The following is a 12555-nucleotide window of genomic DNA, read 5'->3' as shown; positions in this document are numbered from 1 at the left end:
GTGTGCTCATTTATGCATCACCCCCCTCATTTTATCGCCATTTATGATGATGCCTATCAATGGACTAAATGATCAGTTGACTTAATTTGTCCGATCTGTATATTAACAGCTTCTAATAAACGAGTTATATCCAGAACTGGAGCTTCTTATGGAACAGGAACAAGGTCTCTTAAACAAGCTTGGTAGCGACTATCTGCCCTGGACGATTGTTGTCATCGGCATTGGAATGGTAAGTTTCTCTACCTTCCTGGGTGATTTTCTGATCGGCCTGTTCTCCTAAGAGCATTCCATCGGTAGTGCTGGAACTGCGTTCACTTTCGCAGTTCCAGCCCCCCCTTCTGCATCGCCCACCGCATCTCATCCCCTCCACACACATAGCCATTTTCTACCGCACAGTAGGTTTACCATCAACGTTCCAAAGCCCTCTATTCTTCAACATGCTTGCTCTACGAACCTTTGGTTTCTCGATCAAACGGATCATCAACCAAGCGAATTTTAAGTAGCCCCCTCCTTGCGAGACCTTGGGTAATCTTGCTTCAACACTATCGAGATCCGTTTATAACCATAAAAAAACCCACCTGAATCATCTTCAGATGGGCCTGTGCGCGCTGTAATCTAAATATGTTAAGCAGCCATCTCTTCAGTTTGGCTCTCAAGCTGGCTAATTTCTGCATCGATCACCGCCTTATGAGCCTGTTGTTCAGGGCTCATCTGTTCAAAAGCACGCCCCAACATAGCATCGAGCATGGCAAAGATTTCATCAATCTCACTTTGCTGCTCATCATCCGGTGAGAGCTCTTCAAACAGGGCTTTAAGCAGTTGGTTGAGTGATTCAATAGACTCACTCTGTGTCGCGCTTAATTGTGCCAGTAAAATTTCACTCTGCTCGTGCTGCCAAGCCACCAACTGTCCTTCTTGTTCTTCGCTAAGTGTAAACATCTCATCCAGCATCTCTTCCATGGCTGAGATCTCTTCATTAAGGCTCTCTACCCGACTTTTCACATCAGGTGGCATAAAGAACTGTGCTTGGTTAAAGGCGGTATCTAACGAATCAAACAGAGCATCTCCCTCCTCTTGCTGGGCATCAGAGAGGTCAAAGCTGGAGAAGATCTCCTGCAAGCGGTCGTAAGCGTGGTCAATGTTACGCATATCTTTGGCACTGAGGTTATTTTCTAAAAGTGCATCCCGCTCTTCATAGAGTGCATCCAAGGCCTGCATGGAACGAGAATCCCCAGAGAAGGCAATTATTTCCGTCTGGCTATAGGAGATAGCGGCAGATTTTTCCACCTGCCCCACACGATTCATTGAAACCGAACGGCTATAGGAAACACTAGAGATTTGATAGGCTTGGATCTGGAAACTCATGGCTTATCTCCCATTGAAAAGACGCTTAGTGCAACACACACCTATCCAATAAAAGCACAACCCATGCCGTTTTTTAGGGCAGATCAACGATCCTACGAAAAATGATTCGATGCTTAGGCAGAGGCCATCTAAAAAGAGCGGGGTCTTCCACCGATCTTCTCCTACGGTTAACCGAGCCGACCAACGCACAAACCCACCTCTTTTCCCCACTAAATAGCCCCCTCCTAAACGATGCCCCCAACCTAACAGCGCACAAAGATACACATGATACAGATAGGGCAAGATGAGCAGAGATGCTCACAGGGCAGCTCGCCTATAAGCGTTCAAACTCAGCAGAATTCCAGCGTCACAACGATTGTATGTCAGGTGAGAAGGCTTAAACCAAACGCATAAGAACCACAAAAGGAGAGAGCATATGAAACAATGGAAGGATACAGGGAGAATCACCCACCATGCAAAACGGCCTGCTGAGGTTATCAGCAGGCCGTTAAGGCACACGCCCTTTTGGGGCTATCTGTGCAAAACGCCAGTCGGGGCAGACAGCGTTTTAATATATGGCGTCCCGTACGGGAATCGAACCCGTGTTACCGGCGTGAAAGGCCGGTGTCCTAGGCCCCTAGACGAACGGGACATTGGTATGCCGTGGGCCAGTTTATAGCGCACTCAGTGGGGCAGATGCAACGCTTTTTTTCACCATGCTCTCACAAAAATGCCACGCCTATAAAAAACCCCTGATCACGACCCCATCGAGCGGCCCCCTATAAGCAACCGTCGTGAATCGCCAAAAGGCCCCCTCCTCCCCTTTTATAACCCATAGAGAGCGTACGCCAAAATGATCAGGCCCCTAAGAAATCCTAAGCTGTGCAGTGTTCAAATCTGCTCTAGGTGCTGATCGCTTATTCAAGCTCATCTCTGCCCATGGGTTGGAACCTGCACCGGCTTGCATAACGATCAGCTGATCGATAAGGCTATCATTTAAACACAAGGACCCCTTGTTGCCTTATGAACAACAAACCCCCAATCACAGGGATGAAAAAAACAAGCTGCTGCTTACACCATGCCTCGCGACTTACCACCACGATTAAAACGATCTAACCTAAAACAGGGTTCACTCTGATGGTTTTGCCCCCTACCCTTTCAATCGCTAGGATCTACCCCTGGAGTCTTTATAAAAACAGAAAAGCCCTGCGGCCGTGAAAAGGAAAAAGAGCTTCCCAGCCACAGCAACAGGGCTTTGTGTATCGACTTAAGATCTTACGATCCTTTAAAGGGCTTTGGATCATAGATTATACCGATTTAAAAGCTGTCACGTTAGACAGACTTAATGGCAAAAACCGATGGACGGCGGCGTTTACCAGCCTGCTGCAGCTCTGCCTCATAGCCTTTCCAGTAGACTTCCATATTCTCATCAAGATCATACAGCAGTTCCCAATCGTAAATACCACTGTCATGATCATCAGAAAAGCCTAGACGTACCGCATAGTGACCAACGGGCTCAATATCGGTGATGGTGACATCCAACTTGCCATCAATGAGCTTTTTTTGATCCGGTGTATGACCACGGCAGTCAGCACAGGGGCAAAACACCCGCAGTGCTTCCATGGTAAAACGAGACTTCTTACCATTATCCCAGGTGATCTCCAACACCTTCTCCGCTGAGATCTGACGAATCTCTGTAGGTAGGTGCGAGGCGCCAAACTGGGTCTGATTCAAATCCATCTTCACTACTCCCTAAACAGGTCAATCGACCTATAATTTTCTATGTAACACTTCCGTCGGGTCCCGGCCAAGATCATGACTGACCAAACGTTGTAGACTCTCTTTTAACGCCTCTTGGGCTGGATCTTCAACTACCTTCTGCCAATTACCCGGTGAAAAACGGCATGAGGAAAGGATACGTTCCATACGTTGACCATCACTTTGCTGCTCAGATTGTGATTTTTCACCCAACGCTTGTACCACACCACACAAGGCTTGCTCCATATGGTTCCGCCGCCCTGAACAGACCAACAATTGATCACACCCAGCACGTATAGCACGCGCGGCACGATCCTCCATAGACCCACCAAGTGCGCCCATCTCCAGTGCATCCGAAACAATAAGCCCCGTATATCCCAACCGGCCCCTGAGCCAGTCTTTTAACACCACGGAGGACCACGTAGCTGGATGTTGAGGATCCAAATTTTCCATCACCAGATGAGCGGTCATAATGCCCTGGATTTGTTTTATCAACTGCACATATGGGACCCAGGTTTTTTGCCGCAGTTCCCCAATTTCTGTTTTTACCCGAGGCAAAGCCAAATGGGAGTCGACCAAGGCATCCCCATGACCGGGAAAGTGCTTAGCCACCCCCATCACCCCAGCAGACTGCAAACCGGTAAGCCAAGCCCCAGCTAGATCGGTAATGGTGTGGGCATCTCGCCCAAAAGCACGGTTACCAATGACCGGATCTGCCTGTGGGGCAGGAATATCCAGTACCGGCGCACAGTTGACACCAAACCCCAGGCTTTTTAACTCTCGCCCAGCTAAGGCACCAGCCTGTTCAGCCAAATATCGTGCCTGCATGGGGGCATGACGGTAGAGTTTAGCAAACTGCTCAGCCGCGGGTAATGGGGTAAGTGGATGCCCTAAACGCTGTACCCGCCCCCCTTCCTGATCAATCCATAAGACCGTATCTGCACTGTAGTGGCGAATACGCTCAATCAGATGTGTCACCTGCTCAAGATCCCGGATGTTACGGGAGAAGAGCATGACACCTGCCGGTTTAACCGCCTTGAGATAGACCTTCTCCTCCGCGCTAAGGGTTAACCCGGAGAGTGAGGTCACCAAATACCGACCAGGATGTATGGATTCTGTCATTCAATCATCTCACATCGTCTAAAAATCAACACCAATCACACACCATACCCCATAGCACGCAACCGCCATATGGTTAAGATCAGGTCACCTTTTCAACCTGTACGCGGTTATCATGAAAAGCCGCACCACCGGTCGGTTCAACAACATCAGCATGACTCAAAGCGTTTAGAGAGATGCCCTCTTTAAATGCCTTTGCCGCATAGTTGCTTTCACATAGGGTTAGACCAGGACGAACATCTTCTGTCAGGTGTGCTTTAAAACGCAGATAAGCCAAAGCGTTATAAGCAACAACAAGATCCCCCTCTTTCACCCCACGCTGCTGGGCATCCTCTGGGTTAATGAACAACAGAGGCTCCCCCAGCTTTTTTTCATGATAGTCGCACTGGGTGAAGGTCGAGTTCAATACGGCATGGGCCGGTGGGGTCATAAAATCCAGCGGATAGCTCTGATCTGAAGCCAGATCACGCCGGTTGACCGCCCAGTGGTCTGGTAGAGCTGGCATTTGAGGATTCGACCAATGGGCCCGAAAGTGAAAACGCTTATCGGCATGCCCAAAACCATGCCGGTGGTGACGGGTATCTTCATCCGGTGTGACATCCTGCCAACGCCCTTGCCACTGATCAATGGGTGGCAGGTTAGAGTCTGCCAATACCTGGGCAACGGTTTGGGTGGTGCTGTTCTTAAACTCCTGCTCCTCATATCCCAAACGGCGGGCCAGCTCATTGACCCAATCGTGGTTACACCGGGCATCCCCAGTTGGTGGTAAAATGGGCTGGGCATGCTGCAGGGTATATTGGCCATAGGAGCTGTAGAGATCTTCATGCTCCAAAAAGGTGGTGGCTGGCAGTAAGATATCTGCAAACTTGGCGGTATCACTCATGACCTGTTCATGCACCACGGTAAACAGATCTTTACGGGTTAGCCCCCGGTAGACAGCGCCAAGATCCGGGTTGGTCACAGCCGGATTCACACTCATAATCAACATCGCTGAAACCGGGGTTTCCTGCTTTGTATCATTCAAGATCGCCCCAACACGGCTCATATCCAGCTCACGTGCGGGCTGCCCTTGCACTAAATGGGGTCCGGTAATGGCCCGATCGTTGAGACCAAAGGCCCCGTGGGACATCATCATCGCCCCACCCCCGCGCTTTTCCCAAGCGCCCACCATGGCAGGAAGGGCAGACACCGCATGAATATTGACCGCCCCATTGTTTTGGCGGCTCATACCCAACCCCATACGGATATAGGGCACCGAAGCCTGCCCTAACTGCCGAGCAAACTGGCGGATCGTCTCCGCCTCCAGGCCGGTAATTTCAGCAGCCCACTCGGGAGTCTTATCCTTAAAGTGAGTCTCAACTTCTTCATCAAAGTCGGTCATGCGCGCCAGATAGTCCCGATTGGCCAAACCCTCCCCCAACAAGACATGCATCATAGCGGCAGCCAGTGCGCCATCGGTACCGGGACGCGGATTAATATGCTCATCCGCCAACTTAGCGGTCCGGTTACGATAGGGATCGACGACAATAAATTTTGCACCGCGGGCACGGGCTTTTTTAACAAACCCCATCATATTGATGTGGGTAGAGACCGCATTAATGCCCCACAACACAACAAGATCACTACACGCCGCCATATCATCGGCACTGGGGCCGACAAAATTATTGACCCCAGCTTGCCACCCCGCTACCCCGATATAGGAGCAGATGGTGCCCAACATACGGCTGAACCCCCCACGGTGGGTCAAACGTGTCAGAGCTTTACGCTGCAACAGCCCCATGGTCCCCCCGTACCAGTAGGGCCAAACCGTCTCGGCACCATATGTATCGATGCGACTTTGCAGCTCAGTTACCATGGTCTCCATGGCCTCATCCCAACTGATAGGCTCAAAATGACCTAACCCCTTGGGGCCTACCCGCTTCATCGGTTGGGTAATGCGTTCACCATTCTGCACCGCCTCATAACGGGCCACTTTGCCGCAAATAACCCCTTGAGTAAAAGGATGGTTACCATCGCCTTTAATCTTGGTTAAACGCCCCTCTTCTGTGGTGATCTGCAGGGCACAGGCGCTGGGGCAATCCAGTGGGCAGGTGGTATAGTGTGTTTCTGTAGCCATGGTCCAATGTCACTCTTAACTTAAAGCATTGGGCAAAAGTACCCAGCATCTGGTATAACCCCCTTTGCCCCATCAACACAATGGAAGCGACACATGGCCCGTAAGACAAAAAAAGATATTGAATCCATTTTTGCCACACTCAAAGCGGCCAATCCTGAGCCTGTAAGCGAGTTGGATTACCGTAACCCGTTTGAGCTCCTGGTTGCGGTGGTGCTCTCTGCTCAAGCCACGGATGTTGGCGTAAACAAGGCAACCCCTGGCCTGTTTCAGGCCGCCCCGACCCCAGAAGCCATGGCTGAACTGGGGGAAGAGGGCATTAAGCCCCACATCCGCACCATTGGGTTGTTTAACAGTAAAGCTAAGAATTTGGGCTTACTGGCCAAAAAGCTGGTCCATGAGCACAACAGCGTGGTGCCCCAAACCCGTGAAGAGCTCCAAGCCCTACCCGGTGTGGGGCGTAAAACGGCCAATGTGGTTCTAAATGTCGCCTTTGGGCAACCGACCATGGCGGTGGATACCCATGTTTTTCGGGTCTCTAACCGTTTAGGGCTGGTCAAGAGTAAAACCCCGGAATCCACCGAAGCCCCCCTGGTTAAGGTGGTTCCTGAGCACTTTATGGATCACGCCCACCATTGGTTAATTCTGCTGGGGCGCTACACCTGCAAAGCACGCAAACCCCTGTGTGCCGAGTGCCTGGTTACGGACTGGTGCAGCACCTTCCAAAAAGAGCAGAAAAAACGGGAAAAACAGACCTAATAAGCGCTTTTTTTCGAACATCTACTATTTTTTATTCAACATTTACTGCAAAACCTCCGATCTTAGAAGTAGGAGGATTGCAACCATGATTAATCCCGTACAAAACGTGATGGTCTTTGGTTTGCTCAGTGCGTTCCAAAAAGAGGTTGGTCGCGAGCGTGACCGACGTGATATACGCACAGAAAATGGCAAAGCCCAAGATGAACACCATGTCGAGACTACCCAGGAGTCCAACCAAGGACCTGTGGTACGTCACCGCACCAAGCCCAATGTTGGGCGCCCTGCCAGCCATGAGCCGGTGGAGGCGGTGGACCGCGTGGTTCGCCAAGAAGAGCAGGAAGAGCAAGAAGAGGAACATCAAAACCCTGACCCTGATCATGGCCAGGAAGCCGCTCAGCATGCTTTGGAGATGATCCGTGCCAATCAGGTCGCTGAGGATGTTGCCCACATCGCCCGGTGGCACCAAGCCCCCGAGGCACGGCGACAACAGCTCGATCGTGCGACCCAGTTCCTGGTCAATGCCATGCGTCGGCACACCGACTATTATGATGAAGATATCCCCGAAGAGGATGAAGAGCGCGCTTAAGCCTCCATCGCTTGTTCTCAAGCGTTAGAGGCTTAAGCCTTGCTTATTTTCCTCGATATCGCTGTGCCTGACGCCTTGATGACAGACTTAACCGCCCCCCTCTATCCACCGGCCAAAAGCAAACAGCCCGAGCGCCTGAACCAGCCCCCCGTGCCACATATGGCAGCAACGCAGAGCCCCTCCTCTTGTAGGGAGGTACGGTCTTCAAACCGTGCTTAAGCGACTCATCCACGCTATGGACCTTTTTTATACCCATACTCTGCAAGTGCTTAACATGGCCAAGCCTAGATACTCCAGAAGAGTGCTTGATGTCTGGCATGGTTCTAGATCTCCCCCATTAACCTTGCGCTAAAACCGCCTGGATCTCTTCTTGAACATAAGGATCTGCCTCTTCCTTTTGTGCTTGTTCTAAAGCAGCCTGCCCCTGTTCACCGCACTGCCCCAACCCCCAGGCCGCGTGGCCACGCACCAGGGCATGCTCGTGCATGAATAACTGTTTGAGCATGTCACATGCTTCTTCACTGCCCCAATTGCCTAATGCCACCGCCACATTACGCTGCACCCGGATACGCCCTGTACGCTTAACCGGAGATTGACTGAACAGGGTACGGAATTGCGTTTCATCCAACTGCGCTAACATCAATAAATCTGGGTTTTCCAGCTCAGGTTTGGGTAAAAAAAGAGGCTCCTGGGTTGGGGTTCCAAAGCGGTTAAAGGGGCAGACAATTAAACAGTCATCACACCCATAAACCCGGTTCCCCATAGCCTGACGCATGCCCTGAGGAATAGGCAGGTCGGTTTCAATACTCCAGTAAGCCAGACAATCTGGCGCCAACAGCCAATAAGGTTGATCTAGCGCCCCTGTGGGGCATGCTTTTTGACAGCGATCACACTGACCACAATGATCAGGCTCCACAGGATCTGGAGCCAACGGTAAAGCTAAAAAGAGTTCACCCAAAAAAAGCCAACAACCGTGCTGGCGTGATACCAACATGCTGTTTTTACCCTGCCAGCCCAAACCGGACTGTGCTGCCAACGGCCTTTCTAATACCGGTGCCGTATCCACAAACACACGGCCATCCTGTGGCCCCCCTAGGTGTGCTTCCAACCAACGCGCCAGCGCTTTAAGGCGTTTTTTTAGAATATCGTGATAATCCTTATGTCGGGCATAGGCCGAAATATACCCGATATGAGGTTCATTGAGCGCATTGAGTAATTCCGGGGCGGGCTGGTAGTTAACCCCAACCACCATAATGGTGCTAAGACCTGCCATTAACTGCCTGGGGTCTGCCCGCCGGTCCCGGTTACGGGCCATCCAATCCATATCTCCATAACCACCAGAATTTAACCATGTTTCTAGTTTCTCATGGTTGACTGGAGGGGTTGGAGGGGCAAAACCAACCGTGTCAAAACCCATTTCCAGGGCCTTTGCTCGGATTTCCTCCTTGAGTTCATGGCTGTGGTGGGTACATTGTGTCTGTGGAATCGGGATGATCCGTCTCCTGAATGTTGAGCAAGATCAAAGCGCCGTTGGGTGCTGACCTATGGAAATTGGCAATGACGACTGCGAATAAAGTGGCCCTTGAGCCCCTCTACCAACTGACCGACGACCAGATTGATGCCCGTATTGTAGCGGCTAAAGCGAAACTGGGCGACAACTGTGTCATTCTAGGCCATCACTATCAACGTGAAGAGGTCTATAAATATGCGGACCTGACCGGGGACTCCCTAAAGCTGGCCCGCTTGGCCTCGCAACGCCCCGATGCCGATTATATCATTTTTTGTGGTGTACACTTTATGGCTGAAGTGGCGGATATCTTATCATCCCCCGATCAAACAGCGCTTTTACCCGATATGGCGGCCGGCTGTTCCATGGCCGATATGGCCGACCTACCAGCCGTTGAAGAGTGCTGGCGGCAACTGAGCACGGTTCTGGATGCTGAAGCCACCATCACACCCATCACGTATGTCAACTCAGCGGCTGACCTAAAAGCCTTCTGTGGTGATCATGGCGGTACCGTGTGTACCTCATCCAACGCTGGTCACGTTCTAAAGTGGGCTTTTTCTGAGCGAGAGAAAGTACTCTTTTTCCCCGACCAACATTTAGGTCGAAACACGGGGGGCGCCATGGATATTCCCCTGGATGAGATGGTGTTGTGGAAGCCCGCCGAGCCCATGGGCGGTTTGACCAAAGAAGAGATTGAGAAAGCCAAGATCATTTTGTGGGATGGCTACTGCTCTGTTCACCAAATGTTCCAACCCCAGCATATTGACCAATGGCGGGAACGCATTCCTGGCGTGCAAGTGGTTTGTCACCCTGAGTGTAGTTATGAGGTATGCCAAAAAGCGGATGCACTGGGTTCTACTGAGTTGATTCAAACCCGTGTTCGTGAGGCGCCAGCCGGTTCCAAGTTTGTCATTGGTACAGAGCTGAACCTGGTCAACCGCCTCAAGCATGAGATGCCTGAAAAAGAGATCCACTTCCTTAGCCCAACCATCTGCATGTGCTCCACCATGTTCCGGATCGACCCACAACACCTTCTGTGGACCCTGGAAAACCTGGTTGAAGGGGAAGTGGTTAATCCAATTGTAGTACCTGCTAAACAGGCGGAGTCGGCTAAAGTGGCCTTAAACCGCATGCTGGCCATTGTTTAATCACACTGTTTGAGGGGGAGAGCCATTATGGCTGATCTTGAGACCGCCATTGCCATTGCCACCCGTGCGCATAAAGGGCAGAAGGATAAATCCGGGCAGCCATACATTCTGCACCCCTTACGTGTCATGATGAAACAGACCAATGACATTGCCCGTCAAGTTGCGGTACTGCACGATGTGGTTGAGGATACAGAGGTCACCCTGCAGTTTTTGGATGAGTCGGGCTTCTCTTATGATGTTCTGTTTGCCGTGGAGCTTTTAACACGCAAACCCAGCGAAAATTATGCAGAGTATCTGCGCCGTGTCATGGCCCACCCTGTTGCATGTTCCGTGAAACGGGCTGACCTGGAAGACAATATGGACATCCGCCGCCTTCCAGAGAACCTAAGCGAAGCAGACCTGCAAAGATTACAAAAATATCGTGGGGCCTGGGAGATTATGGCTTTGGCCGAAACAGTAACGGATAACCCCTTGAAAGATCTCTAGGGGTTAATCTCCTTTAAGGGCACCCTCAGGATGCTGATCCGTCAGCCACACTGTTTGATTTCATCAAACGTGTGACCCTTGCCCTGGCCGTAAAAAAGAACACAGTCTCGGTCATCACGGTGGGATCAACCGCCCCACCATGGTCATGAACGCCATGTTTCCCTGAAGGAGCCACCTTATGGCTGATCTTGAGAGCATGCCGGTTAAGCTGTTTCGGGACCCGGTGCATGACATGATTGAATTGCGCCTGCACACTGGTCCCATGGGGGAATCCCCGCCCTGGGCCTGGGGGGATCCACTTTTACTTGATCTCATTGATACCCCGGAACTGCAACGTTTACGACGCATTCGTCAGCTAGGCCCTGCCGCCAAAGTCTACCCTTCTGCGGAACACACCCGTTTTTCTCATGCGCTTGGTGCCATGCACCTGGCCAGCCGTATGATTGCCGGTGTTGCACAACGCCACCCTGGCGTTATCACCCCGCTGTTAGGTCTACAAATTCGCTGTGCCGCTTTAATTCACGACCTTGGGCACGGCCCCTACTCCCACGTGTTTGAACATGTTAATCCCCATCCTGTTCACCATGAACAGCGTGGTATAACCCTTCTAAAGCACGACTCTGGCGTGCGTCGGGCTATTTATCATTTTTGTGAACAGCACTATCTGGATCGAGATCGCTTTACGCAAGAGCTGGCGATTATACTTGGCCAAGGGGAAGCCACCGGGCTACTGGGCTTGGCCAGACAGTTTATCTCCAGCCAGCTTGATGCCGACCGTATGGACTACCTACAGCGAGACGCCCACTTTACGGGGGTTCGGTATGGTCGTTTTGATGCCGCATGGTTGCTGCGTTCATTGAGATTAAAAAAAACCGAAAGCGGCCCGGTACTCTGTGTTGAAATCGCCAAAGGGCCTGCCGCACTGGAGTCCTACATCGCTGCCCGCGATGATATGTATCGCCAAGTCTACGACCATAAAGCGGTACGCGCGTTTGAAGCCTTGCTCATACATATCATCCGTACTTTGCATGCCATGCTCGATGCCGAACAACCTCTCCCCAGTGGTACACCAATCGAGCTAATCGCCTACCTTAAGCAGGAACGAAACCCACACCATGAAGATTATACCCTTTTCCATGCCCTGGATGATGCGGTGTTGGATTATGCCATGGGCTATTGGTCACGACTGCCTTTAAACACAGAACCCTCCCCCCTGATCAGAGAGTTACAACGCAAAAGCCAGATGTTTCAACAGCGGGAAACCCCCTATAAACGCCTGCTTTGGCACCTGGATCCGGAAAACTCACTCTGGAGTGAGGGGGAGGATGCCTTAAACGGGCAAGATGGTGCTACGGATGTGATTATTGATGCCGATGCTGCCGAAAGCTTGCACCATTTTCTTAAAGAACACCGGGACTACCCCATTACGATTTCCCAGCCTGATAACAAAGAAAAATGGAACGTTCCCCTCGCGCTACTTGTCCATGTGGATAGTATCCATCGTGCCCCTTATGCCCACATGCAGTACGCAATCGGTAGTCGTGGTAGCATCCCGGTCTTAGATGGGAGTGGATATTTACGTCCTGCGGAGCAGGCCTCTGAACGCATCAATTTTCTGGGCCATTGTCGCCGCAAGCAAGCACGGGTTTTTGTCGATCGTCGTGCATTGAATGCTGTGATGCTTTTAATTCGCCAAAAATTTCAACATCCACTGTTAAAATTGTGGGAGAACTAA

Annotated in this window: 11 protein-coding genes and 1 tRNA gene; 6 read left to right on the top strand and 6 right to left on the bottom strand. The window is 51.2% G+C overall.

Features of this window, described 5'->3' with window-relative positions; translation table 11 throughout:
• The first annotated feature begins 148 nt into the window (after positions 1-148).
• The gene (locus tag V5T57_RS09760) at positions 149-280 is read left to right on the top strand and encodes a hypothetical protein (RefSeq protein WP_332891015.1); all 132 of its coding nucleotides are present in this window, start codon (positions 149-151) and stop codon (positions 278-280) included.
• 344 nt (positions 281-624) lie between these two features.
• Here V5T57_RS09760 and V5T57_RS09755 read toward each other — a convergent pair whose 3' ends face one another.
• The 5 genes from V5T57_RS09755 to V5T57_RS09735 all read right to left on the bottom strand — a co-directional run bounded on the left by V5T57_RS09755 (position 625) and on the right by V5T57_RS09735 (position 6337).
• Positions 625-1365 carry a hypothetical protein gene (locus tag V5T57_RS09755; RefSeq protein ID WP_332891014.1) on the bottom strand — a complete coding sequence of 247 codons (741 nt, stop codon included), beginning with the start codon at positions 1363-1365 and terminating at the stop codon, positions 625-627.
• Between the two features lie 555 nt (positions 1366-1920).
• Positions 1921-1996 (bottom strand) — tRNA-Glu (locus tag V5T57_RS09750).
• Between the two features lie 680 nt (positions 1997-2676).
• On the bottom strand, positions 2677-3084 hold the full coding sequence (locus V5T57_RS09745) for a gamma-butyrobetaine hydroxylase family protein (protein ID WP_332891013.1): 408 nt from the start codon (positions 3082-3084) through the stop codon (positions 2677-2679).
• A 30-nt stretch (positions 3085-3114) separates the two neighbouring features.
• Positions 3115-4224, bottom strand: coding sequence for a beta-N-acetylhexosaminidase (gene nagZ / locus V5T57_RS09740; RefSeq protein ID WP_332891012.1), 1110 nt, complete (start codon positions 4222-4224; stop codon positions 3115-3117).
• 79 nt (positions 4225-4303) lie between these two features.
• A complete protein-coding gene (locus V5T57_RS09735; RefSeq protein WP_332891011.1) occupies positions 4304-6337 on the bottom strand; it encodes a molybdopterin oxidoreductase family protein in 2034 nt (677 codons plus the stop codon).
• A gap of 93 nt (positions 6338-6430) precedes the next feature.
• Between V5T57_RS09735 and nth the strand changes: the two genes are divergently transcribed.
• Complete coding sequence (gene nth, locus V5T57_RS09730; protein WP_332891010.1) at positions 6431-7093, top strand: endonuclease III; 663 nt, start codon at positions 6431-6433, stop codon at positions 7091-7093.
• A gap of 85 nt (positions 7094-7178) precedes the next feature.
• A complete protein-coding gene (locus V5T57_RS09725; protein ID WP_332891009.1) occupies positions 7179-7679 on the top strand; it encodes a hypothetical protein in 501 nt (166 codons plus the stop codon).
• Between the two features lie 337 nt (positions 7680-8016).
• Here V5T57_RS09725 and queG read toward each other — a convergent pair whose 3' ends face one another.
• A complete protein-coding gene (gene queG, locus V5T57_RS09720; RefSeq protein WP_332891091.1) occupies positions 8017-9117 on the bottom strand; it encodes a tRNA epoxyqueuosine(34) reductase QueG in 1101 nt (366 codons plus the stop codon).
• Between the two features lie 119 nt (positions 9118-9236).
• Between queG and nadA the strand changes: the two genes are divergently transcribed.
• The 3 genes from nadA to V5T57_RS09705 all read left to right on the top strand — a co-directional run bounded on the left by nadA (position 9237) and on the right by V5T57_RS09705 (position 12555).
• Positions 9237-10334, top strand: coding sequence for a quinolinate synthase NadA (nadA, locus tag V5T57_RS09715; RefSeq protein WP_332891008.1), 1098 nt, complete (start codon positions 9237-9239; stop codon positions 10332-10334).
• A gap of 27 nt (positions 10335-10361) precedes the next feature.
• A complete protein-coding gene (locus tag V5T57_RS09710) occupies positions 10362-10820 on the top strand; it encodes a GTP pyrophosphokinase (RefSeq protein ID WP_332891007.1) in 459 nt (152 codons plus the stop codon).
• Between the two features lie 178 nt (positions 10821-10998).
• Positions 10999-12555, top strand: a complete 1557-nt coding sequence (locus V5T57_RS09705) for an HD domain-containing protein (RefSeq protein ID WP_332891006.1) — start codon at positions 10999-11001, stop codon at positions 12553-12555.

Source organism: Magnetococcus sp. PR-3, from assembly GCF_036689865.1.
Classification (GTDB): Bacteria; Pseudomonadota; Magnetococcia; order Magnetococcales; family Magnetococcaceae; genus Magnetococcus.
This window is presented reverse-complemented; position numbering and strand designations above follow the sequence as displayed.